Raw genomic sequence first — 25,218 nt, 5'->3', positions numbered from 1 at the left:
TTGGATACAAAGTGTTACACCTCCAAAGTTTTTTTCGTAGTATCCATAGCTGCTATATATAGGAATTATAAATAACAACTATAAATTGCCCATAAACAAATTATTAAAAAAAGATAAAATTAAGATTATATATTTTTTAATCTCAATCTTTTTATAAAAAAACGTTCCTTTTGGCAAAAAGATGGCTTGAAATTAAATGTTCATTCCATTTTTTTGTTTATGCTATTATGATAAAAGAAAGAATATTTCGAAATAACAAACCTGAATTTGGGCAGAAATGAGGAAAAGAAATTGAATATTGAGCAACAATTATATGATGTGGTGAAACAGTTAATTGAACAAAGATATCCAAACGATTGGGGTGGAGCCGCAGCGATTCGTGTAGAAGATGGAACAATTTATACAAGTGTTGCTCCAGGCGTAATAAATGCTTCAACAGAACTTTGTATGGAAACAGGTGCAATTTTAGAAGCTCATAAATTTCAAAAGAAAGTTACACATTCTATTTGTCTTGCGAGAGAAAATGAGCATTCTGAATTAAAGGTACTCTCGCCTTGTGGTGTATGCCAAGAACGTTTATTTTATTGGGGACCAGAAGTACAGTGTGCGATTACAAATGCTAAACAAGATATTATTTTTAAACCTTTAAAAGAGTTGCAACCATATCATTGGACAGAAGCATATCATGATGAAATGGCAAAAGAATGGAGTACGAGATAGAGGAATAAGTTTCATTATTTTCCTGATGACAATAAAAAAATGTCACGGCCTTTTCCAAATAAAACATCGAAAAAGGCCGTGACATAACACTTATTTTATAATTGACGGAAGTTTACTTCCCTTCACTTTTTTCTAACACATACAAATCTTCTTCAATATTAGATAATTTCTCTGTTACAAGCTTTCTAGCATCTCCAATCGCTTGATTGTATGCAAATGGTCCTACTAATTTAATCATTTCTTCTATTAAACGCTCTGCTTGGAAGCGTCCAATTTCATCTAAATCTTCCTCAACGAAAAATTGCTGAATTTGTGCTACTAGCTCTTCTTTTTTATCATTTGGTATTTTTATATTCATCATCATTTATTACTCCTCTATATTTAGGATAGTACGTTTCTTAACTCTACCATAGAAAAACGCTTTCCAGGGCAAGTTTTTGTAACTCCTTCTAGCTCTCTATGACCGAGTATATTTTCTTTCTTTATAGCAAACTGCTTCATAAACATTTTACATAAAGAATATAATGCATTCATTTGTGCGGCAGTTGGATCGTATTTATCAAAATTACCCGTCATACATATTCCAATTGTATCCCTATTATTATCTTTCGCATGTGCTCCAATATGTAAACCTCGTCCTTCAACTATGGTTCCATCTTCTTCAATAAAATAATTGTAACCAATCCCGCTCCATCCCCTTACTTTTTGATGAAATTCATGTGTTTGATATACATCCCATCCGTCTTCGGATGTATGGTGGATAATCAGTTTATTCACTTTTTCTAAAGGAACTAATTCATCTTGAAATGTTAAATTAACACATTTAATTTCCATTTGAACATCCTCCCTTAAAAATCAATCATCATCATTGTTTTATCATCTGGTCTTATTTTCTTTTCTCCTTCTAGCTCTTCAATAATTGCTACATATTCATTTATACTATTCTTTCTTATATATGCAACAGTTTGTTCGAGTGACCAATCTGGGTGGAATAATCCGTCTGAACAAATAAAAATGCCGCTCACTTCATCTATATGTAATTCCCCATGCTGTAAATAATGAATCGCTTCTTTCATTCCATTTGCAACGGAATACCCCCCCTGCATATTTGCAAGATAACGATTATATTTTAACTGTTCTCGCACATCTTGAAAAACATGTTCTTCTAGTACAGATACCCCTTCTTTACGATCTTCTTCTCTTTTCTTTTTTGCTCGTTTACTAATTCCTTCGACCGTGTCTTTCGTTAATACTTGCATCGTTCCATTTTGAAGTATTGCAACAATCATACAGTCCCCTAATTGTGCATATTCAATTTTCTCACCAACTATTTGGACTGCCGCGATACATGTGCACCACAAATGCTCTTTCTTTCTCGTATCTACTCCATATGCTAACATTTTTCTTTGCAATGCTTCATTTGCTTTTGCAACAGCAACTTGTAAACTATGATTTTCGCGAAATGAATTAAAATAACTTGCAAATAAATGTGAAGCGATGTATGCTCCATTATGTCCCTTTTCATCACGAAACGGGACAAGTGGTGTTGCGCCGTCACATACACCATAAATCTTTTTTTCTTCATTACAAAAATAAGAATCCTCACATTCTTGCTTCAACGGGCTTTTCTGTTGATATGTTTTTATCTTCATAACTGTATCCCCTTCCAAATGATAAAATACTCAAATTCTTTTGATTAATCTAATTTTCCGAAATAAACTGTTTTTACCCAAAACTTTCAATATCATATATAATCTTGAAATAATATGAATTTTTCAGTGAAGGACGGGAAAGAGATGGTCAGATTTCTTGGTGTTATTATTGGTTCTATTATTATTGCGATTGCCTTTAATCTTTTCCTTATCCCCCACAAAATTTTAAGTAGTGGAATTGGCGGAATTGCTATTATTTTAGGGATTGTAACTCCTGTAAACACAGGTATTATTAACTTTGTATTAAACTTACCTATCCTTATTTTAGGATACATAGGTCTTGGAAAAAAAGTCATTTTTAACACGATTATCTCTGTGATTGTATTATCTGTTGCATTATACTATGTTCCAGTGAAAGTCGTAGCAACAGATCCACTTTTATCATCTATCTTTGGTGGTGTTATTGCCGGAGCTGGTATCGGTCTTGTTTTTAACTGTAATGGATCAACTGGTGGATTTGATATTATCGGTATGTTGTTGTCTCGCAAAAGAGATATTAAACTTGGCGGATTCCTTATTGTTTTAAATGCAGTCGTTGTAATCATTGCAGGATTCTTCTTCACTTGGGATGTTGCTCTTACAAGCTTACTTTCGATTTATGTAACTGGTAAAGTTATTGATGCTATTCATACGAAACATCGGAAGGTTACACTTATGATTGTAACAAATGAAGCAGAAAAAATGAAAAAACAACTTCTTTCAACTGTTGTACGTGGCATTACATTACTTGATGGCGAAGGTGCTTATTCTAGCGAAAAGAAACGTGTACTTATGACAGTCGTTTCTCGTGAAGAATTAGCAAGTATGAAATTAACAATTTCTGAAATTGACCCTCATGCATTCGTTAACATTACAGAAACGGTTGAAGTATTAGGATTGTTTAGAAAAGGTTAAAAAACTAGGTGGATTTCCACCTAGTTTTTATTTTCCATAAATTCAATTCGATTTCCGAACGGATCTGACACATAAAATCGAATTACATCTGGTCGTGCATGATCATCTATTACTTCAATGCCTTGCTGTATTAACGCTTGTTTAAATTCATCTATTTTTAAAACATAAAAAGCCGGATGTGCCTTTTTAGCTGGGGTAAAGTTTTGCTCAACTCCGATATGAATCTCTTGATTTCCACACTTAAACCAGCACCCACCGCGCTTCTTTAATTCCTCTGGCTTTGGGATTTCCTCCATACCAATTTTATTACTATAAAACTCTCGCGCTTCTTCTTCACACCCTACAGGCGCAGCTACTTGTACATGATCGATACCTTGAATATAATTTCTCATTTTCTCTCCCCCTCTTCTACCCTAATGTTATAAGGAAAACCTACTCCTGTAACTTACAAATGATTTATAAAACAATATAAGCTCCCCTTATTACCACCCTATACGCACTTTTCCAAAATAAAGAAAACAAAATTTATTATATAACTTCCATTTTTTATAGAAATACACATTACATCTATATTATAGTTATGAATAGACAAATCTTTTTAGATGCTATTTGTACGGAGGAACTATTATGAGTCGTAAAAAATATTCATCAACTCAAAGAAAACGTCATCCGAACATTTCTAGACGTTTACGGAACCATATACAAGATCGTTCATTAACAGAAATGTATGCATCTCTGTTCGAACACAACCCTGATGGTATTATTTCATTAAATTTAGAAGGAATTATTATACACACTAATCCTTCTGCCGAAAGAACACTAGGTTACACTTCTTCAGAATTAGAACGAAAAAGCATTACCTCTATTTTAGAAGCTCATATTTCTGAGCAAGTATTACAAAATATAAAGAACACTAAAGCTGATAATCAGCACGAGTATATATTATCTATTTATCATAAAAATGGATTTTTATTAGACGTCGTGACAAAACTAGTTCCTATTTTTGTCCAAAATCGTCTAACTGGCGTATATGCCATTATGAAGCCTCTTGAAAAATCAGAAAGAATTGAGAAAAAGCTTAAAGAAAGTGAGAAGAGGTTGCGTACATTAGTAAACTCCATGCCTGCATTTGTTATATTTAAAGATCATGAAGGGCGCTGGCTTGAGGCAAATGACTACGCACTTTCTTGCTTCAATTTCCATCATGTACCTTACCACGGAAAAAAAGATAGTGAACTCATTCAATATAATGAAGCGTACCGAGAAGCTTTTTTACATTGTGAAGAAGTCGATGAATTAGCATGGCAACAAAGACAAATTCTTCATGGTGAAGAATTTATTATTCATAGAGATGATTTCGACCTAATCTTAAGTATATCGAAGGTTCCTCTCTATCACCCTGACGGCTCCCGTAAAGGTCTTATCGTAATGGGAAGAGATATTACTGAGCTAAAGGAAACGGAAAAGTTATTACGAAAATCTGAAAAGCTCGCCGTAGTCGGACAACTGACAGCTGGAATTGCTCATGAAATTCGAAATCCACTCACTTCTCTAAAAGGTTTTCTAACATTGCTACTCCCTGAAATAAATGAGGAGCAGAAGTGGTATATCGATGTTATGTTAAGTGAAATTTCACAGATGGAATCTATCACGAGTCAATTTATGGCGATGTCTAAACCACAAGTATTAGCAATCCAAACTTGTAACATACAAACTTTAATTGAAGAGGTAGTTACATTTATTTTACCGACTGCTATTATGCACAGCGTTCATATCATTATGGACCATTTTGATTACGTATATGATATTCAATGTGACGGTAACCAATTAAAACAAGTTTTTATAAATATATTAAAAAATGCGATTGAAGCAATGCCAAATGGCGGAAATATTTTCATCCAAACAAAACCATTAGAGGGTAATTTCATCTTAATACGGATCATCGATGAAGGTTGCGGTATCCCAGAAGATCGTATCTCCCGTTTAGGCGAACCGTTTTATAGTTTAAAAGAAAAAGGCACAGGGCTAGGATTAATGATGTGTTACAAAATAATTGAAGAACATCATGGTAAATTACACATTTCAAGTGAATTAAATAAAGGTACGGTCGTTGATATTCACCTACCACTTTCTTCACCTCACCTTGCAATCCAGTCTTAAATAATAAAAGAAGCATCTGCTAATCGTTAGCAGATGCTTCTTTTATTATTTATACTTATAGAACTGTTTTTCCATACCATTCTTTTGCTTTTTCTACTTCACCCATCGTTAATTGATGTCCTCTATTTTCCCAATGCATTGTTACATTAGCGTTTGCATTTTCTAATAGTAGCTTCAATTCCTCTGACTCAGAAGATGAACAAATTGAATCATTTGTCCCAGCAGCAATAAACACGGATTTCCCAGCTAAATTAGGCAATTGTGTTCCTCTTCTAGGCACCATTGGGTGATGAAGCACAGCACCTTTTAACGCATTTTCGTAATGGAATAATAAGCTTGCCGCAATGTTTGCTCCATTTGAATACCCGATAGCTACAATGTTATTTCTATCAAATTCATATGCTTTTGAAGCTTCATCTAAAAACTCATTTAATTCCTTCGTACGGAAAATCAAATCTTCTTCATCAAAAATGCCTTCTGCCAATCTACGGAAGAAACGTGGCATGCCATTTTCTAATACATTTCCTCTAACACTTAATACAGATGCTTCCGGATCAATTATTTCTGCAAGTGGTAATAAATCTAATTCATTACCTCCTGTACCATGAAGTAATAGCAATACTGGTTTTGACGTATCTTTTCCTTTTTGAAAAATATGTTTCATCATAATCCTTTTCCCCTTTCAATCACTTTAATCTAAATGTCTCACTTCAAATGGTAAAAGCGTTTGTTCAATCTGTTTTCTATGTTTTTCATATTGTTCCGGTAACTTTAATTCCTCACCCATCGTCTCTAACGATTCATCATGAGCGAAACCAGGGGGATCTGTTGCAATTTCAAATAAAATTTCACCGTGTTCTCTAAAATAAATTGCGTTAAAATAATTTCGATCTTGTACAGGAGTTACGTGGTATCCAAAACGGGACACATGCTCTTTCCAGTCTAGCTGATCAGCATCGTCACTCGCTCTCCAAGCAATATGATGCACTGTACCAACGCCCATTTGGCCATGACCAATTGTCGATAATCTCAAATCAATAATATTTCCAATATTAGCAGAAGAACGGAATCGAACAAATTCGCCCTCTTCCCCAATTTTCTCAAGACCCATAACGTGCTCTAACAGTTCGGCTGTTTTTTGAGGCTGCGTTGATAAAAGAACTGCACCACCAAATCCTTTAATTGCTACTTCTGGCGTAACTTCTCCAAAAGTCCAATTATTTAATTCACCCTCTTCTCTTTCTACTAATTCTATATGCAAACCATGTGGATCATCAAATTCTAAATACTGCTCTCCAAATCGAGTCATTTTTGTATACGAAACATCGAATTTTTCTAATCTATTTTCCCAAAACTGCATTGCCCCTTTTGGTACAACATAAGAAGTGATTCCTACTTGACCGTCACCAATAACTCCTTGACGAGCACCTGCCCATGGGAAAAACGTAATAATTGTTCCCGGTTTTCCTCCTTCATTACCAAAATAAAGATGGTACGTACCTGGATCATCAAAATTCACTGTTTGTTTTACTAAACGTAAACCTAACACACCAGCGTAAAAATCTACATTTTCTTGTGGATGTCCTACGATTGCTGTAATGTGATGAATTCCCATTGTTTTCTTTTCCATTTCGTCCACTCCTTTTTATTCTATTATAAAAATTGCTTTACATTAAAATTCATTATTCATTTTTTCCATACTGCCTAGTAAAATCCGTCATGATAATTTTATCTCGAATTCGAGATATTAATTATAAAATTACACATTAACGTTTAACTTATCGAAATTATCTCGATTTCAAGATAGTTTCCAAAAAATTTACTCACTTTAATACCATAATCAGTGGGGGGGCTTACCGCCCATTAAAGTGGGATAAAACGTGATTTAGAATATCATTTACCTCGAACTTAACACTTATTATAAGTTACTTACTTTTCTTTGTCAACAAGTTACTTATTTCATTTAAAATGAAAAGGGAGTAAACACTATTCACCGTTTACTCCCTTTTCAAATCATTTCGTTTCTTCTTCCAGCACTGCTTCCATCTCATTAAATTCACGATGTATTGCTTTAACTGGTTCTTTCGTTACTAAACTTACGATAATAACAGCTAATAAACTACAGAAGAATCCAGGTACCATCTCATACATAGTCGCTTTTAAACTTGGAATTTGTACCCAAGTAATTACAACTACTGCACCAACAATCATCCCAGCAAGAACGCCCCATTTGTTCGTTCTTTTCCAATATAAACTTAATAAAATGGCAGGTCCGAATGCTGAACCAAATCCTGCCCAAGCATAACCGACGAGTGTTAAAATTGTATCACTTGGATGATACGCTAAAACAACTGCGATCATAGCTACTACTAAAACTGACAGTCTACCGATAAATACAAGTTCTTTATCACTTGCGTTACGACGGAAAAATGTTTTATAGAAATCTTCCGTTACTGCACTTGAAATAACAAGTAATTGCGAGGAAATACTACTCATTATAGAAGCTAATATAGCTGACAATAAAAACCCAGTAATGTACGGATGGAATAAAATGTTTGAGAATGTTACAAAGACCATTTCTGGGTCTTGTAATGTCCCATTATTTTTAGCATAGTAGGCGATACCAACCAAGCCAGTAAGCATTGCACCTATAATGGAAATCGCCATCCAACCGATACCGATTCTACGAGAAGTTTTCAAATCTTTAATAGAGGTAATTGCCATAAAGCGGACAATAATATGTGGTTGACCAAAATACCCAAGGCCCCATGCTAAAAAGGAAATAATACCAAGAATTGTGGTCCCTTTAAACATATCTAAATGTGATGCATCCACTTGCTTAATTGTATTGAATGTTTCTGTTACACCACCGACATCTGTAAAAGCAACAATTGGTACTAATACGAGAGCAATAAACATAATACACCCTTGCACAAAGTCGGTCCAACTTACTGCTAAAAAACCACCGAATAGTGTATAAGCAACTACGACACCGACAGTTACAAATAAACCAATTTTATAATCAAGGTTGAAAGAATTTTCAAACAAACGTCCACCTGATACTAAACCAGCCGACGCATAAAATGTGAAAAATACTAAAATGACGATAGCGGAGACAAAACGAAGTATTTTCGTACGATCTTTAAATCGATTCTCTAAAAAGTCTGGAATCGTAATTGAATCATTAGCCACTTCTGTATACGTTCGCAAACGCGGGGCAAGAATTAAATAGTTTGCATAAGCACCTATTAATAAACCTATCGCAATCCACACACTTGATAACCCTGTCGCATACATCGCACCAGGTAATCCCATTAGCATCCAACCACTCATGTCAGAAGCACCAGCTGATAAAGCTGTAACTGCTGGACCGAGTCCCCTTCCGCCTAACATATAATCTGATAAATCGGATGTCTTCTTATAAGACCAATAACCGATATACAACATACCTGCCATATAAATAGCAAGCGAAACCATAATCTCAATCTTCACCAAATCTCTCCCTTAGTTACATAAGCCATTCAAAATTTCGAAAAATGACTTTTTCTATTTTCTTGTTTTCGCTTATGGTTCCCTACCTTAACAAACATTTTTTGTTCTTTCAAGTGAACAGGTGTTTTTTACTGCATGTGAAAACCTTCATAAACGCCTTTATCCCAGTGGATTACCCGGTTTTTAAAAAGAATTAAAGTAAAAATATTCAGAAAATAAAACACCTATTTTTTTAATAAAAATAAGCCATACAAATGTATGACTTTTAATCTATTAAACATAGCTTACTTCTATTTACTAGTAGGAAACAATTCTGAGAGAGGAACTATCCGCCCCATCTCATCTTTAAATACAATATGATCTCTCTTTAAATGACGTGGACTCTTTACTCCCGCTGCTGCTGCTAACGAAAACAAACTATATCTCATACTAATAATATAATTCATAACTCGCCACTTCTTCTCATACGGATCTAACGCTTTTTGATAGTGCGGATTCGTCGTGGCAACACCAGATGGACATTGGCCAGAATTACATTGAAGCGCCATAATACAACCGCTTGCCATCATAAAACCACGTGCCGAGTTTACAGCATCTGCACCAATCGCTAAAGCAATTGCCACTTTATCTGGTGTAATTAATTTCCCCGAGGCAAACACTTTGAATTTATCACGAACACCATACTGATTCGCTGTATCAATACATGTCAGTAACGCTGGAATAAGCGGCATCCCCATACTATCTGCCATCGATTTATATGTTGCTCCTGATCCACCTTCTGAACCGTCAATTGTAATAAAATCCGGATAGATATTTAACTCTTTCATCGTTTTAAATAAATCTTCCAACGGCTGCTGCTGTCCAATTACAATTTTCATACCGATTGGTTTCCCGCCAGTTTCTTGCAAACGCTGAATAAAATAAAGTGTATCTGCCGCATTGTTCAAAAATGAAAATCGATTCGGAGAATTAATCGTCTCTCCTACTCGTACATTCCGAACAGAAGCAATTTTCTCATTTACTTTTTGCCCCTCTAAATGACCACCACGTATTTTCGCACCTTGCCCAAATTTCAATTCAAATGCTTTAATATTACTTTCTTTCACTTTCTCCATAAATTTCTCCATTGAAAAATTCCCGTCCTCATCACGGTATCCAAATAGTCCTGGACCAATTTGCGCAACGATATTCGCCCCTGTATGTAAATGTTCTGGAATAACGCCACCTTCACCAGTATTAATCCACGATCCGCCTGCCATTTTCGCTCCAAAGCCGCTCGCTAAAATATAATTTTCGCCAATCGCACCGTAAGAAGTTGCTGATGCCCCAAACATGCCATACAGTTTCCACGGATATTTACAATTTTCGCCGACGATAATTGCATCGTCTTCTTCGTATAACCAAAGATTCGTTGTATCCGCTGTCAATTTTTCTCTCCGTGAAAATAATCCTTCTTTATGAATCACATACTTTTTCCCTTCACGTTCTTGCGTTACGTTCACACTTAATTCTTCTGTTAATACCGGAAACAACGTATTAGCAATATAATAACCAGATGCTTCAAAATCTCGTTTCGACCCAAAACCAAGTATTTCAGAGCGATACTTCGCTAAAAACATAACACTTTGAAAATCGTAGCGTGAAAAAGGTTTTCCATCTGTATCGTGATCAAACCAATATTGTCGGAATTCCGGCCCTATCTTTTCCAGTAAGTAACGCATTCTTCCTAAGTATGGATGTAATTTTAAAATAGAATGATGCGTCCGTTTTTTTATAAAAAATGTGATAATAAAAAAGACGATTAAAAGCAACATTAATAATAGTAATATACTAATAATAACGAGTAGCGTTTCACTCATCTCGCTTCCCCCTATGAAATTCCATAATAAAAGGAGAACACTCCATGTGTTCTCCTTTTATCTTTATTCAAATTAATGTAGCAAGATGCTCTTTCGCGTCATATTCAACTAAACTTTCAGCATGTTTAATTCGATGAACAAAATCTGGATTCGCAATTAACGGTCTTCCGAATGCAGCTACGTCAATTGTTCCTTCTTGCAGTGCTTCTTCTGCCTCTTTCGGATTTAAATTACCAACTCCAACAATCGTACCATCCCAATATTTTCTTACTAATTGATGAAAATTCTTTCCGTCAGCAATCACTTGCGTATAATTCATCGTTGAAGGGTGAATCATCGTTAATCCAACTTCTTTAAACATATTTACGAATGTTTCAATTGCCAGCTCAGGGTTTTCCCACATATAAGTAGGATTATCCCCTTTAAAAGCAGAGAAACGAAGAAGTGTTTTATCAGCTCCAACTGCTTCTATTACAGCCTCAGTTACTTCTTTCATAAACGTTAACCTTTGCTTTAAGTCACCGCCATATTTATCAGTACGCTTATTAGCAAACTCATAAGTAAATTGATCAATTAAATATCCGTGTGCACCGTGAATTTCTACCCCATCAAACCCAGCTTCGATCGCGTTTTTCGCAGCTTGTGCGTATTGACTGATAACTTCTTGTATTTCTTGTATCGTCATTGCTTCTGGTGTATCAAATGGTTTACGAAAACGCGGAACATTCCCTTCTGCAGCGATTGCAGAAGGCGCTTGCGGCATTTGCCCACCAATTATTTCGTGATGACTCATACGTCCAACATGCCATATTTGAGCAATAATCGTCCCGTCTTCTTTATGTACTGCCTCTGTAACAGGTTTCCAAGAGTCGATTTGTTCTTGCGTATAAATCCCTGGTACTCCTGGATTCCCTTTCGCTCTCGGACTAATGACAATTCCTTCTGTAATAATTAATCCAACTCCGTCAGCAGCACGCTTTCTATAGTACTCCACTACATCAGCACCAACTACTCCAGTTTCATTGTCTGCAAAGCATCTCGTCATCGGTGCCATTGCTATGCGATTACGAAGAGACCAAGCTCCGACTTGAATCTGATCAAACAACTTCGTTTCTTCAATATTTTCAAAAGATCCCCAAGCGTTTACATTTGTTCCTTCATAAATACTTGCCGCTTTCTTATTTGAATTTGTCATTTTTCTTCCCCCTAAAAATATTCTCACTATAATCGCATCATACTTACTTTTAGATAGTAACGTCAATTTATACGCTTTAAACACGAAATATTCGAATATCAAACAAATAGAATACTATAAAATCAGTGGGGGTTTTGTTCATTCCCCACTGATTATTAGCCCTCACCAATCGGGCTTTTACGGGCAGTTGATCCCTACCTGACTCCTTTGCTTCCGCTAAATTTTGAGGTGGGGGTCTTACTGCCCGGCAAATAGCGGGATAAATCAACTAAAAAGGTTTCCTTAGTAGGAAACCTTTTTAGTTGACCATATATGGGTATCAATTTCTTTATCTCTTCACATATAAAAAATCCCTTATCAATAGAAGTGAAAATAGTTCAGTATTCTTCTAAAAATAATAACTTATATACCTAAAACAATGAAAGCCCTACCTCTCTTTCATCCTTACGGCTCCTTGTCCGTGCCAGTGTGAATCAGGATTGCAAAAATCAAGTAACTATTCTATCGAAGTATTTCATTAAACTTCGAACATTCGTAAAAGAATTAAAAAATAAAAATGGATTTGATTGTAGTAATAACAAAAGAGGTTAATGCTCTAAAAGTGGTTTGAAAGAGTTGAATGTCTTTGAAAGGATTAATTTTCTATAATTATGCTCCCAAAAAACTCAAAATCTTTTTTGGGACATAATACATTATTTGTAATGAATCTTAACAAAAGCTTTTTATTTGATTTTCTGTGATACCTTCAATTAATCCTAGTTCACTAATCAAAAATTCATGTGCATTATCTAACATTTTCTTTTCGCTTGCATTAAGTGCTTTTTCTTTCTGTATACGCATTAAATCGCGCACAACTTCAGCGCCTTCTTGCATTTTACCCGTTTTTATTTTATCAGTGTTCAATTTATACCTTTGTTTCCACGTAAGTAATCTATCTGATTCTCCATGTTGAAAAATATCCATTATGTGTATTAATGCCGTGATATCCGTTACTGGTCGTATATTTGAATTCAATATTTTACCTTCAGGAATCATTATTTCCATGTTACTAGCCGACATTTTTATAACATAATATTGTTGTTTTTTCCCTGCGATTTCCTTCTCTTCTATGGCTTTAATTATACCTGCTCCGTGCATTGGATAAACAATGTTATCGCCAATTTGAAACAAATAATCCACCTCCATATATGGTAACCTTCTCAATCTTAACACACATTCTATTTTTTAGCAAAATTTTTATTTTATCATAAAATTATTTTTCGTGTCAATTCTTATAAACTAAGAAAATGACTTCGTAAAATATCACTAAAAATCCGCAATCTTATTAACTTTTCCACACATACATACATTCTAATTTTGCCTTCTCTTTTTACATAAAAACACATTACTACATATGAGTAGTAATGTGTCTTTTTATACGGAATCGGTAAAAATTCTCCATTAACTTCACGCCTATATACTAACCTGTTTATGGACTGTTTCCCTGGCCAAAAGAAAACTCATAATCACTTGCGCAGCTACTCGACTCGTCATATCTCTAAAATCGAGGGTTGGATCAATTTCTACAATATCCATCCCTTGCACAAGCGGTTCTTTACCAAGCAATTCAATCGCATCAAGTAAAGTCGTACTGTCCATTCCACCAGGACCAATCGCTGGACAACCTGGTGCGAATGCTTGATCTAGTACATCCATATCAAGAGAAATGTAAATAGCGGTCACGCCTTGCTTTCTTAATACTTCAATACTTTCTATAATAATATCTTTGATTTCTCGCTCTCGTACATCTTTCATTGTATAAACTGTCACACCGTGTTCTTTTGCATATTCATGGTACGCTCGTGCATTTGAAAAATTACGAATTCCGATTTGAACGAGTTGTTTTCCTGTAATAATATCATTTTCTAGTAAACTACGGAACGGAGTACCATTTGACGGACCACCATCATCTAAATTACGTAAATCATGATGGGCATCAAATTGAATAATCCCGACCTTTCCTTTACTGTTTGCAAATCCTGTTATACTCGGAAAACTAATTGAGTGATCCCCGCCAAGAACGATTGGTATCATGTTCGGATTTACTTTCGTTACATGACCAACTGTTTTCGCAATTCGGTTATGACTTTCTTTTATATCCGTCACATGCATCGTAATATCGCCGCAATCATATAAAACACTTTCTTTCATATCGTGTTCTTCTGTAATCGCGTACGTGCTATATGCATCCAACATCGCACGAATCGTTTTTGGCGCAAAACTTGCTCCTGAATGACTAATAGATGGTTTAGAAAGGGGTGCTCCAATTAAGGCAGCACCGAATATTTCCACGCCTTCCTCCCAATCTTTAATCATTTCACTCCATTTCGTCACTTCACGATCGATAAACTTTGCATTCTTCTTTAAATAGTGGCCGTGCTCCACGATTGTTCACCTCTTGTATATGCGATATTACCATTCTTCCATACTGTATTTACATGACTTACGCCGTAATGATACGGTACGTAAGCATAATTGTAAGCATCCCATAAAACTAAATCTGCCTTACGACCAACTCTAATTTTCCCAGCTACATCGCCTCGGTTAATAGCATAAGAAGAGTTAACTGTTACCGCGTTCCAAACTTCTTCTGGTGTCATTTTCAGCTTCAACATTGCGATGCTCATAATAAGCTGAATGTTTTCAGTTGGACAGCTACCTGGGTTAAAGTCTGTAGCTAACGCAACTGCAACACCTTCATCGATCATTTTACGACCGCGGGCAAAGCTTTCTTTATTTAAATAGAAAGTTGTTCCTGGTAATAAAGTGGCTACTGTATTAGAGTTTGCAAGCATTTCAATTCCTTTATCAGAAGCACCAACTAAATGGTCGGCTGATGCTGCACCAATTTCAGCCGCTGCTTCCGCACCACCAAGAGGATCAATTTCATCTGCATGAATTTTCACGTCAAAGCCAAGCTCTTTCGCTTTTAATAAAAACTCTTTCGACTCTTCAACAGAGAACACGCCTGTTTCACAGAAAATATCAACGAATTCAGCTAATTGCTTCTCCTTCATTTCTGGTAGTAGGTCTAACATCCATTGTAAAAATTCTTTCGATCTACCTTTATACTCTTTCGGAACTGCATGAGCACCTAAAAATGTAGAAACTAAATCGATGGGATGCTCTTTTTGTAATTGTGCAGTTGCCTCTAATTGTTTCCATTCTGTCTCATCATCTAATCCGTAACCACTCTTCGCTTCTACAGTTGTAACTCCGAAAGATAGCATACGGTCTAAATGGAATTTCGCTTTTTGAACAAGTTCTTCTTTCGACGCCTGTTTCGTTGCATTTACAGTTGAAAGAATACCTCCGCCTTGTTCTAAAATTTCTAAGTACGGAACTCCTTGTAGTTTTAGTGCAATTTCATTTTCACGAGATCCACCAAATACAAGATGAGTATGCGGGTCAACAAGACCAGGAGAAACCATTTTCCCACCACAATCAATAACTTCTTTCGCCTGAAGTCCTTTTGCTTCTTCTGCTGTTCCAACGAAAGTGATTACACCATTTTCAATTCCAACCGCACCGTTTTCGATAACAGGAAGCGTGTTCATCGCTTCCCGTCTTAACAAGCCATCTTCTTGATCCATTGTTAGCAATTGACCGATATTTATTAGTAAAGTGTCCAGCATGTTTTTCTCCTCCTTATTTCATCATTGGAATATTAACGCCTTTTTCTTTCGCAGTTTCCACAGCTAAGTCATACCCTGCATCCACGTGACGAACAACACCCATACCAGGGTCAGAAGTTAATACGCGCTCAATACGTTTTGCTGCTGCTTCTGTTCCATCTGCAACGATAACCATTCCAGCGTGAAGTGAATAACCCATACCAACGCCACCACCGTGGTGAACAGATACCCAGCTTGCACCGTTTACACTGTTAATTAATGCATTCAAAATTGGCCAGTCAGCTACTGCATCACTACCATCTTTCATCGCTTCTGTTTCACGGTTTGGAGATGCTACTGATCCGCAATCTAAATGGTCACGACCGATAACAATTGGTGCTGATAATTCACCATTTGCAACCATTTCATTAATGATGCGACCAAATTTCGCACGCTCACCGTAACCAAGCCAACAAATACGTGATGGAAGGCCTTGGAATTCAACTTGCTGACGAGCCATACGGATCCAATTACATAAATGCTCATTATCCGCGAACTCACGTAAAATTACTTCGTCTGTTTTATAAATATCTTCTGGATCACCAGAAAGTGCTACCCAGCGGAATGGTCCTTTTCCTTCGCAGAATAATGGACGGATAAATGCTGGAACGAATCCAGGGAAATCGAATGCATTTTTCAAACCTTCATCGAAAGCAACTTGGCGAATGTTATTTCCGTAATCAAATGTAATTGCGCCTTTTGCTTGCATAGCAAGCATTGCTTCCACATGTTTTGTCATGCTTTCTTTTGATAATTGTACGTAACGTTCTGGATCTTCTTCACGAAGTTTTGCCGCTTCTTCTAACGTGTAACCTACTGGAATATAGCCGTTTAATGGGTCATGAGCAGATGTTTGATCCGTAACTAAATCTGGCGTAATATTACGCTTCACTAGCTCTGGTAAAATTTCTGCCGCATTTCCTAATAAACCAATAGAAATCGGTTCTTTCTTCTCTTTATACTCGTTCGCAACCGTTAACGCTTCTTCTAACGATTCTGTATACATATCACAGTATCTCTTTTCAATACGACGATCAATGCTGCGCTTATCAACATCAATAGCGATAACAACACCGCCGTTCATCGTTACAGCAAGAGGTTGTGCACCGCCCATACCACCTAAACCAGCAGTAAGTGTTAATGTACCTTTTAATGAACCACCGAAATGTTGACGTGCCGCTTCACCAAATGTTTCATATGTTCCTTGTAAAATACCTTGTGTTCCGATGTAAATCCAGCTACCTGCTGTCATTTGTCCGTACATCATAAGACCTTTTTTCTCTAGTTCACGGAAGTGATCCCAGTTCGCCCACTTCGGTACTAAGTTTGAGTTTGCTAACAAAACGCGTGGCGCATCTTCATGTGATTTAAAAATAGCAACTGGTTTTCCTGATTGAACAAGTAATGTTTCATCGCTTTCTAACGTTTTTAATGAATCTACAATTGCATTGTAGCTTTCCCAGTTACGAGCTGCACGGCCAATTCCGCCATATACAACTAATTCTTCTGGCTTTTCAGCAACTTCCGGATCTAAATTGTTCATTAACATACGAAGTGCAGCTTCTTGAACCCACCCTTTCGTTTGTAACTCAGTACCTCTTGGCGCGCGAATTGTTTGTTTTACTTTTTCCATTTCAATCTCTCCCTTTTCTCATTTTATAGTGCTGCGTTTACATCTAATCTTTCTTTAATCGAATAATTCGTTTTTAACCAATGCGCAATATTTTCAATATCTGTTGAGAATATGCGGTCATTTGTAATAGAAGGCACTTGCTGACGACCTTGATGGTAGAAGCTCTTCGTCACTGTACTCATATTTTCAATACCACGATATTCTGCTGCTTGCATCGCACAAATCATTTCAATTGAAAGAACACGTCTTACGTTTTGAATAATTTGATGTGCATGGCGTGAAGCGATTGTTCCCATACTTACGTGATCTTCTTGGTTAGCTGATGACGGGATTGAATCAACACTCGCCGGATGTGCTAACGTTTTATTTTCAGAAACTAGTGACGCTGCTGCGTATTGCATAATCATTGCACCAGACTGAAGTCCTGGTTCTGGACTTAAAAATGGAGGTAAATCATTTAATTGCGGATTTACTAAACGCTCAATACGACGCTCTGAAATATTTGCAAGTTCCGCCATTCCTACTTTTAAGAAGTCCATCGCAAACGCAATCGGTTGACCGTGGAAATTCCCACCCGAAATTACTTTTTCTCCGCCATCAAAGATCAGCGGATTATCTGTTGCTGCATTCATTTCAATTTCTAATTTTTCTTTCACATAATTTAAAACCTGCCAAGAAGCACCATGTACTTGCGGGATACAGCGAAGTGAATAGGCATCCTGTACTCGTAGTTCTCCTTGTTTTGTTGTTAACTTACTATCGTGAAGGATGTCACGAATTCTGCTCGCTACTTCCACTTGCTCTTTATAACCACGTGCTTTATGAACATTTTCATCAAATGCATCAATAATGCCTTGTAACCCTTCAATTGTCATTGAAGCGATTAATTCAGCTTGATACGCAGTTGCTTCTGCTTCTATATAAGAAAGAACTCCTTGCGCTGTCATCGCCTGCGTACCATTGATTAATGCAAGCCCTTCTTTCGCTTCAAGTTCAATCGGCTCAAGACCTTCTTCTGTAAGAGCCACCATCGCATGAACGCGTTTCCCTTTATAGAACACTTCACCTTCGCCTAATAATACGAGCGCAAGATGAGATAAAGGCGCTAAATCGCCACTCGCACCAAGTGAACCTTGTTGCGGAACGACTGGGTGAATTTTACGATTTACAAACTCAAGAAGCATATTTACAACAAGCGGTCTAACGCCAGATACGCCTTTAAGCATCGTGTTCGCTCGTAAAATTAACATACCGCGTGATACTTCTTCAGGGAATGGATCGCCTATCCCGCATGCATGTGACTGAATTAAATTGTGTTGAAGTGCCTTTACATCATCTTTTTGAATAAGCACATCACTGAACTTTCCAAATCCAGTTGTAATACCGTAAACGACTTTTCCGTCTTCTACAATTTTCTCAACAACTTCGCGGCACTCCGCCACCTTTTGCATACTAGTTGGACAAGCTGTTACACCTTCTCCTTCAAGTAACAACCTCTTCATTTCTTCAATTGTCAATGTGTGTCCTGTTAACGTAATCATTGTTTTTCCTCCTTAAAAAGGCAAAAGGGGACCTTATCTTTTTAAGACAGACTTCTGTCCTAAAAAAGTAAGGCCCCCTTCTAACTAATAGACTATGGGCAAATCATATGTGATTAATTCCTAAACCAATCGCCTCATGCTCAGATCCTTTTACAGGTGCACCAATCGTTCCATATAATGCAACAGCAACCCATTCGCCTTCTTTTTTTCCGTCGTATGGTGTACCGCGCACAATCGCAAAGCGAAGTCCTACTGTACGAAGAACGTCTGCTAACTGAATTTGACCTCTCGTCACTCCGTACAAAGCTTCCATAATTGCGTGATAAAGTGCATGTGTTTCTCTGTAAACGTCTGTTTCAATAACTTGGTTGCTCTTAGCCGCTGTTTCCATTGCTGCGACAACCTTTTGCGAATTCATCGAACCCACTTTCCCCGTACAATACTTCCAACCTTTTGGAATAGATAATACAGGACTTTCATTCTCATCCGCAAGTGCCAACAGCATGGCCATACGACCAATTCGATGTGTTCCTTGAAGAAGCATGTGACTCTCTCATTTCTTTTAATTATTTGAATATTTCTTAATTTAAGAATATATGAAAACGGTTAAATCGTCAATAGTTTAAACTCACATTCAAATAATTTTTTCATCTCCTCCATTTGTGTACACAAATGATTTACACAATTTTTTCAGGCATGCTATAGTCTCACTAACAGATGCAAAGGAGCGAATTTTCAATGACAAAGCGAAAAGATATTCATTTTCGAATTGAAGAAAAATTACTTGAAAGGTTTGAATCTGCACTCCATTACGAAGGCTTAAAGAAAACTGACGTATTAACGCACGCGATTCAGCAATTTTGTACGAAGGTGGAATACGAAAAGATGAATGATGTAAAACGCCAATACAACGTAAGCAACCATTTACAAACACGTATCGATACACATAAACATTATGAAGAAAAACATGTGAATTTAGATGAAGTCGTCATAGATCATTTACAACTTCAAGGAGACGAGAAAATATTAGAGGTTGGGTGCGCTAACGGGAATTTTCTTTCCCTTTTACAAACTAACGGTCATACAGGACATTTAACAGGTTTGGATCAATCGAAAACGATGCTTTCTGAAGCTACAAAAAAGAATAGCATAATTGAATGGAGGCTAGGTGACGCCGGTAAACTTCCTTTCAAAGCTAATTGCTACGACTGGATTGTCGCAAGACATATGTTATACCACATGAAAGATGTTGAAAAAACAGTCCAAGGGTTCCATAAAGTAATACGTCCTGGAGGCTCACTGTTAGCTACAACAAATTCTGACGTTACATTATCTCGTATAGTTGAAATGTGTAACCGCATGTTAGACGCATTTGATTTACCGAAAACAACATCTTCAGTCACGCCATTTTGTTTGGAAAATGGTAAAGAGATATTACAGTCTGTTTTTCCAACTGTTGAAGAAGCAGTTATTCATAATGCTCTCGTTTTTCATCATGCTACTCCAATTGTAAACTATATTTCTAGCATGTTTCCGTCGCTAAATATACCTGATAATACACATCTTCACGCCGAAATGAAGGAATGGCTAAAAGAAGAAGTAGAAAATGAATTGGCAATTCATAACGGTATATGGCGTGATCCGAAAACGTTAGCCATTTATCGATGTCAAAAAGAAAAAAGCTAGCAAATGCTAGCTTTTATACATTCTCAGGCAAAAGCTCCTCCATCATCACATTCCCCTTACCACTGTAAAAATTTATATTATGTTCGTTTGTTACTCCAAAATAAGAGGCAATCGCTATTCCAAATGGTACAAATGCATGCCCCTGTGCTGTAATAATATTTGATTGTTGCACAACTTCTTCATAGACAAAATTTTCTACTGGAAAACAATCTAATTTTTGGTAGTCCATAGTCACCGTATATGAGATTTCTTTGCATAAGCCTGCTTTTGCTAGCGCATACGGCCCAGCACAAATAGCAGCTACTAATTTTTCTTGTTCATGAAATTGACGGATAACTGAAAAGAGTACTTCTGCATCCTTCATATGTATTGCATCTCCGCCTGGAATAATAATCCCCTCATATTCTTCTACACGCACTTCTCTTAATTCTATATGTGGTTGCACTTGCAAACCTGTTTCACTTATAATCAATTCTTTCGTTAAACTCGCTGTAATAATTTCATATTTGTTTTTCAACAATGCCGTTGCTACCGTAATTTCAAACTCCGCAAATGTAGGATATACAAATAAAAGTATTTTTTTCACAGTCCTCTCTCCTTCAACCATCTCATAAAATATATCTCTAATTCGTCCACTGTTAATCTATTCGTGTCCACATAAGTTACAGGAAATTGTTTATACCAGTCTTTTTCAGTTTCTACTAATTTAAATTGCTCCTCAAATGTACTTCTGTTTCTTGTTCTATCATTATTTTTTCTATTATATAAATTACTTTCCGAGCCATCTAAATAAAAAATAGCATCTGAACGACATTCTCTTAATTTATATAATTCATCTCTTAATGCAGTTTCTATATCCCACTCTTCTCCTATAATCTTTGGATAAAAGAGCGTAAAAAACTCAATATCTTCTGGCCCGCGATCAAAAATCACAACTGAATCTTTTACATTTTGAAACTCCTTTATTTTTGCTTCCATAAACATTTTTTGATTTAGAATAAACCCTTCTTTTGAATTCATATCCAAATTTAATTGCTTTCGCTTTTCTACAATTGGATAAGGATTTTCATATATAACTGAAAACCCACATCGCTCTAACCTTTTAGCCAATGTCGTTTTTCCGCTTGCCATCGGTCCTTGGAGTGAAATTACATATGCCATTCCTCTCATTCCCTTGCGCTTTAGTAAAACTATAATATACAGAATCTTGAAAACTATCAACAAAATATATATCATCTTGTTTCTTATTCTTATGTAACTTATAATAAAAAATAGAGATTATGACGAACGCATCAATAATGTAAGCTTGGAAATCCAAGCTTACATTATTTTTTGCTTTCCCTTTTCTAATAAAAAGAGTATACTAGATTAGAACGTATGTTCTTAATGATTACATACAGTAAGGAGATAGAACAAAATGGTATACGACACAAAAGCAATTTCTTGGAATGAGTCTTTAAAACAACTTCAACGCCGCTATACAAACAAACAAGTTGACCGAAAAGAATTTGAGGATATTGAACTGATGGAATTCTTCCGCGATAACGACTACATTTCTTTACCTACACATATAAGCGGCCTATCAACAGCACGTTTTACTTCTTACTCTATTTTCACAACTGAAGATAAAGATCGTAAAGTTGGCACATTAATCATTGAATATGTAGAAGATGATAATAATAATTTATGTGTGGAACAACTATACTTTGTTTAAATGATAACGCTTGGTCAAAATGACCAAGCGTTCTTGCTTTCTATGAATCTCACTGTTTATAATATGAATAATAGAAAACCGCAATCATTAAGGGGGGATATATTTGCTCGAAGGATGGTTCAGTTGGTTTATTGTGCTATGGACTGTTATTTTATTAGGGCTTATGTCTATCGGTGGATATTTTATGTTCAGAAAATTCCTGAAACGATTACCAAAAGAAGATGGTATGTCCATTTTAGATTGGGAAGAGCACTATATTAATAAAACTAGACATTTGTGGGATGACGAACAAAAACAATTGTTAGAAGAGCTCGTAAGTCCTGTTCCAGAACTATTTCGCGATGTTGCTAAATCGAAAATTGCCGGAAAAATCGGAGAACTTGCATTACAAGAAAAAGCCTCTCAAATTACACAAGATTTAATTATTAAAGGATATATTATCGCTACACCAAAACGCGACCATAAATTTTTAGTGAAAAAACTACAAGAAAAAGAGATTGATTATTCTAACTATCAATCATTACTAACAAAATACCTCTCATAAAAAAGATTGCTAACTTATAGCAATCTTTTTTAACTTACAGTTACTGATTTTACTGCTGTTAATTTAGCCTCCGCCAAGTCTATTTGTAATCCAACCGCACTTGTATAAATTGTATCTCCGGTACCTGTAATATTTACTTGTGTAGATGTCGTATTTGGTGCAATAGAACCTGTAGCATTTACATTTGTAATATCAAACTCAGCTCTTGCATTTGCAGTTGTAGTCGTTCCAGAAAAATTCCGATCTGCAAAACTACCAATTGTATTTAAATTTCCATTAATATCATTTACTTGCCCTCTAAAAAAGTTCCCTATTGGATTATTTGGTCCTGTTAATGTCACAGAGTTCAATTGAAAATTATCACCTGTAAAATTCGGATCACCATTTACCGCCATTACAAAAGCTCTTGCTGTCACCGTCCCTGTAGCTGGTGTAAAAAATCCAGAAAGGGTTTGCGGTGTACCTGATAATAAAAAACCTGGAAATAAACTCACATTTCTCATCGGATATGAGGAATCACGATATACAACAATCAACGACCATCCTGCACCATAACCAACTGGCTGACGCGTAGGTAATCTTGTCACACTATATCTTCCTGCTGCGCGATTTGGTAGCCCTTGTAGTAAAGATGTAACGTCTGCTGCTCGATTATATACATTGGCTATAAAAGGTAAATTCGTCCCTCCTGATGACCATGCTGAATTTATTGTCACTTGTGTACTCGTTCCATCAGGCGTAACTAAATTTGGTGGATTCGCATCAACAACAGCGGTTGTAACAGCCGTATCCAACCCACCTGACCAAACAAGTAATGCAAAATCTACAACTGCTGTAGTTGGAACGATAGTAGTTGATGGATTTAATTCAGCCCATGAACCATCTAGTGTCCAATCATTTGTCGTACCTCCAAATGTATTTGGATCCGTCGATGAAGGCACCCCTCCGAAAGTGGTGTCAGTATTTAATGTAATAAGTGCATTATAAGCAAAGTTTGTATTAGCAGTACCTCGCATTCCCATCGTATTGCCTGTATGCATCATAAATAAGTTATCGTTTTTACCGTAAGCTTGAACAAAAGCCAATAGAATTCACTCCTATTAGGATAAAAAATTTTATTAAAGTTTTCAATTTTTCAACTTACTATTACTGATTTTGTAGCAGTTAAACGTGCCTCCGCTAAATCTATTTGTAAACCGACAGCACCAGCGTAAATATAATCAAATGTATTTGGGATATTCACGGTAGTAGAAGTGGATCCAGCTGTTAACACGCCATTTGCAGGCACATTTGTCACATCAAATTCCGCACGACGGTTAGTCGCAGAAGTACCAATTGGCATATTTCTATCCCCAAAACTTCCGATTGTATTTAAATTTCCTAAATAATTATTTACCTGTGAAGCAAAAAAGTTGTTTATTAAATTATTAGGTCCTGAAAGTCCCGTACCGTTTAAGTTAAATCTATCACCTGTCGCATCAGTATCACCATTAATTGCCATTGTAAATACACGAGCATTAACCGGCGCTACAGCTGGAGTGATAAAATTTGAAATCGTTGCCGTCTCACCCAATGTAGAAATGAGTAAACCAGTATATAAACTAACATTCCTAATAGGATATGAATTATCGCGATATACAACAACCAATGCCCATCCTACGCCTGTCCCTTGCGTCGGAGGATTTGCCGTGGGAACCCTTTCTACAAAATAATCCCCCGCTGCTCGATTTGAAAGCCCTTGTAGAATATTTGTTACATTTGCAGCACGTGTATAAATGGTACCTTGAAATGTTCCGCTTGATCTCGTCTCTCCCCATGCAGGAACACTCGTAATTGTATGAGTGACCCCATCCGGTGTTTGTAAAGTAGGTATGTTGTTATTTACTACAGTTTCTGTCACAGTTGCACTCAATGTCCCTTGCCAAACTAACATAGCAAAGTCTACAGTTGCTGTTGCTGGTACGTCTGTTACTGAAGGATTAAGCCTTGCCCAAGAACCATTTAATGTCCAATCATTTGTCGTTCCTGCAAAAGTTAATGGATCTACCGAAGAAGGAACCCCTGCAAAACTTAAATTTGTATCTCTTGTTATTAATGCATTGTATTGATACGCCGTCGCTGTTGTAATACCACGCATGCCAACTGTATTCCCTGTGTGTACCATAAATAAAGAGTCCGTTTTCGTATATGTTTGTACAAAAGCCAACAATTCCACTCCCCTTCCATATAAGATAAATATTTATTCGCTATTTCATTTAATGCAAACAAGTAAAAAAAGTTCCATTTGTATATGCACAGACTAATTTGGGCAAAAAAAAAGCCTTTGCCTATTCCTATTCATTTAAATTTGAATAG

General features: G+C 36.4%; 25 protein-coding genes. 6 read left to right on the top strand and 19 right to left on the bottom strand.

Annotation, left to right across the window (positions count from 1 at the left end; genetic code table 11):
* Positions 1 to 291: 291 nt before the first annotated feature.
* A complete protein-coding gene (locus tag MR070_RS14280) occupies positions 292 to 720 on the top strand; it encodes a cytidine deaminase (protein ID WP_001019674.1) in 429 nt (142 codons plus the stop codon).
* Between the two features lie 112 nt (positions 721 to 832).
* On the opposite strand, the gene MR070_RS14275 is transcribed toward MR070_RS14280, so the two are convergent.
* Genes MR070_RS14275 through MR070_RS14265 form a run of 3 tightly spaced genes read right to left on the bottom strand, consistent with a single transcriptional unit; the run spans position 833 to position 2,372 of the window.
* Complete coding sequence (locus MR070_RS14275; protein ID WP_001983516.1) at positions 833 to 1,084, bottom strand: DUF2164 domain-containing protein; 252 nt, start codon at positions 1,082 to 1,084, stop codon at positions 833 to 835.
* Between the two features lie 17 nt (positions 1,085 to 1,101).
* Entirely contained in the window at positions 1,102 to 1,554 is a 453-nt protein-coding gene (locus tag MR070_RS14270) for a peptidoglycan recognition protein family protein (RefSeq protein WP_000402971.1), read from the bottom strand.
* Positions 1,555 to 1,568: 14 nt separating this feature from the next.
* The gene (locus tag MR070_RS14265; protein WP_242261501.1) at positions 1,569 to 2,372 is read right to left on the bottom strand and encodes a protein phosphatase 2C domain-containing protein; all 804 of its coding nucleotides are present in this window, start codon (positions 2,370 to 2,372) and stop codon (positions 1,569 to 1,571) included.
* A 144-nt stretch (positions 2,373 to 2,516) separates the two neighbouring features.
* Here MR070_RS14265 and MR070_RS14260 point away from each other — a divergent pair, with 144 nt between their 5' ends.
* Positions 2,517 to 3,326, top strand: a complete 810-nt coding sequence (locus MR070_RS14260; RefSeq protein WP_000251333.1) for a YitT family protein — start codon at positions 2,517 to 2,519, stop codon at positions 3,324 to 3,326.
* 20 nt (positions 3,327 to 3,346) lie between these two features.
* Here the strand turns inward: MR070_RS14260 and MR070_RS14255 are convergent, their stop codons facing one another.
* Positions 3,347 to 3,718: a VOC family protein gene (locus MR070_RS14255; RefSeq protein WP_001246942.1), complete on the bottom strand. Its 372-nt coding sequence runs from the start codon at positions 3,716 to 3,718 to the stop codon at positions 3,347 to 3,349.
* A gap of 235 nt (positions 3,719 to 3,953) precedes the next feature.
* On the opposite strand from MR070_RS14255, the gene MR070_RS14250 reads away from it, so the two are divergent.
* Complete coding sequence (locus MR070_RS14250; protein ID WP_048550127.1) at positions 3,954 to 5,486, top strand: BA3702 family sensor histidine kinase; 1,533 nt, start codon at positions 3,954 to 3,956, stop codon at positions 5,484 to 5,486.
* Positions 5,487 to 5,541: 55 nt separating this feature from the next.
* On the opposite strand, the gene MR070_RS14245 is transcribed toward MR070_RS14250, so the two are convergent.
* The 11 genes from MR070_RS14245 to hutP all read right to left on the bottom strand — a co-directional run bounded on the left by MR070_RS14245 (position 5,542) and on the right by hutP (position 19,463).
* The gene (locus tag MR070_RS14245) at positions 5,542 to 6,153 is read right to left on the bottom strand and encodes an alpha/beta hydrolase (RefSeq protein ID WP_000975439.1); all 612 of its coding nucleotides are present in this window, start codon (positions 6,151 to 6,153) and stop codon (positions 5,542 to 5,544) included.
* A 24-nt stretch (positions 6,154 to 6,177) separates the two neighbouring features.
* Positions 6,178 to 7,116: a ring-cleaving dioxygenase gene (locus MR070_RS14240; protein WP_000412749.1), complete on the bottom strand. Its 939-nt coding sequence runs from the start codon at positions 7,114 to 7,116 to the stop codon at positions 6,178 to 6,180.
* Between the two features lie 383 nt (positions 7,117 to 7,499).
* Positions 7,500 to 8,978, bottom strand: coding sequence for a sodium/proline symporter PutP (gene putP, locus MR070_RS14235; protein WP_000687601.1), 1,479 nt, complete (start codon positions 8,976 to 8,978; stop codon positions 7,500 to 7,502).
* Between the two features lie 290 nt (positions 8,979 to 9,268).
* On the bottom strand, positions 9,269 to 10,837 hold the full coding sequence (locus tag MR070_RS14230) for an FMN-binding glutamate synthase family protein (protein WP_000005198.1): 1,569 nt from the start codon (positions 10,835 to 10,837) through the stop codon (positions 9,269 to 9,271).
* 67 nt (positions 10,838 to 10,904) lie between these two features.
* Positions 10,905 to 12,032, bottom strand: coding sequence for an alkene reductase (locus MR070_RS14225; protein WP_044793432.1), 1,128 nt, complete (start codon positions 12,030 to 12,032; stop codon positions 10,905 to 10,907).
* A gap of 708 nt (positions 12,033 to 12,740) precedes the next feature.
* Complete coding sequence (locus tag MR070_RS14220; RefSeq protein WP_172801695.1) at positions 12,741 to 13,202, bottom strand: CarD family transcriptional regulator; 462 nt, start codon at positions 13,200 to 13,202, stop codon at positions 12,741 to 12,743.
* 282 nt (positions 13,203 to 13,484) lie between these two features.
* A complete protein-coding gene (hutG, locus tag MR070_RS14215; RefSeq protein ID WP_242261500.1) occupies positions 13,485 to 14,456 on the bottom strand; it encodes a formimidoylglutamase in 972 nt (323 codons plus the stop codon).
* Complete coding sequence (hutI, locus tag MR070_RS14210; RefSeq protein ID WP_000887529.1) at positions 14,435 to 15,706, bottom strand: imidazolonepropionase; 1,272 nt, start codon at positions 15,704 to 15,706, stop codon at positions 14,435 to 14,437. The genes hutG and hutI overlap by 22 nt, the downstream gene beginning before the upstream one ends.
* Before the next feature lie 13 nt (positions 15,707 to 15,719).
* Positions 15,720 to 17,378, bottom strand: coding sequence for a urocanate hydratase (hutU, locus tag MR070_RS14205; RefSeq protein ID WP_000416706.1), 1,659 nt, complete (start codon positions 17,376 to 17,378; stop codon positions 15,720 to 15,722).
* 23 nt (positions 17,379 to 17,401) lie between these two features.
* Positions 17,402 to 18,919, bottom strand: a complete 1,518-nt coding sequence (gene hutH / locus MR070_RS14200) for a histidine ammonia-lyase (RefSeq protein WP_000631846.1) — start codon at positions 18,917 to 18,919, stop codon at positions 17,402 to 17,404.
* Positions 18,920 to 19,022: 103 nt separating this feature from the next.
* Complete coding sequence (hutP, locus tag MR070_RS14195; protein WP_000926516.1) at positions 19,023 to 19,463, bottom strand: hut operon transcriptional regulator HutP; 441 nt, start codon at positions 19,461 to 19,463, stop codon at positions 19,023 to 19,025.
* A gap of 194 nt (positions 19,464 to 19,657) precedes the next feature.
* On the opposite strand from hutP, the gene MR070_RS14190 reads away from it, so the two are divergent.
* On the top strand, positions 19,658 to 20,605 hold the full coding sequence (locus tag MR070_RS14190) for a class I SAM-dependent methyltransferase (RefSeq protein WP_000166768.1): 948 nt from the start codon (positions 19,658 to 19,660) through the stop codon (positions 20,603 to 20,605).
* Between the two features lie 13 nt (positions 20,606 to 20,618).
* On the opposite strand, the gene MR070_RS14185 is transcribed toward MR070_RS14190, so the two are convergent.
* Positions 20,619 to 21,191: a DJ-1/PfpI family protein gene (locus tag MR070_RS14185; RefSeq protein ID WP_242261499.1), complete on the bottom strand. Its 573-nt coding sequence runs from the start codon at positions 21,189 to 21,191 to the stop codon at positions 20,619 to 20,621.
* Positions 21,188 to 21,775 (bottom strand): AAA family ATPase, encoded by a 588-nt coding sequence (locus MR070_RS14180; RefSeq protein WP_242261498.1) that lies wholly within the window; start codon positions 21,773 to 21,775, stop codon positions 21,188 to 21,190. The genes MR070_RS14185 and MR070_RS14180 overlap by 4 nt, the downstream gene beginning before the upstream one ends.
* A gap of 247 nt (positions 21,776 to 22,022) precedes the next feature.
* Here MR070_RS14180 and MR070_RS14175 point away from each other — a divergent pair, with 247 nt between their 5' ends.
* Complete coding sequence (locus tag MR070_RS14175) at positions 22,023 to 22,319, top strand: hypothetical protein (protein WP_000262403.1); 297 nt, start codon at positions 22,023 to 22,025, stop codon at positions 22,317 to 22,319.
* 103 nt (positions 22,320 to 22,422) lie between these two features.
* Entirely contained in the window at positions 22,423 to 22,863 is a 441-nt protein-coding gene (locus tag MR070_RS14170; RefSeq protein ID WP_044793439.1) for a DUF2621 domain-containing protein, read from the top strand.
* Positions 22,864 to 22,892: 29 nt separating this feature from the next.
* Here the strand turns inward: MR070_RS14170 and MR070_RS14165 are convergent, their stop codons facing one another.
* Complete coding sequence (locus MR070_RS14165; RefSeq protein ID WP_000896233.1) at positions 22,893 to 23,948, bottom strand: hypothetical protein; 1,056 nt, start codon at positions 23,946 to 23,948, stop codon at positions 22,893 to 22,895.
* Positions 23,949 to 23,998: 50 nt separating this feature from the next.
* Positions 23,999 to 25,069 carry a hypothetical protein gene (locus MR070_RS14160; RefSeq protein ID WP_000896245.1) on the bottom strand — a complete coding sequence of 357 codons (1,071 nt, stop codon included), beginning with the start codon at positions 25,067 to 25,069 and terminating at the stop codon, positions 23,999 to 24,001.
* Between the last annotated feature and the right edge of the window lie 149 nt (positions 25,070 to 25,218).

The organism is Bacillus cereus group sp. BfR-BA-01453 (assembly GCF_022662915.1).
In the GTDB taxonomy this organism is placed as follows: domain Bacteria; phylum Bacillota; class Bacilli; order Bacillales; family Bacillaceae_G; genus Bacillus_A; species Bacillus_A paranthracis.
Note: the sequence above shows the minus strand (reverse complement) of the source record. Positions and strands in the feature narration are given on the sequence as shown.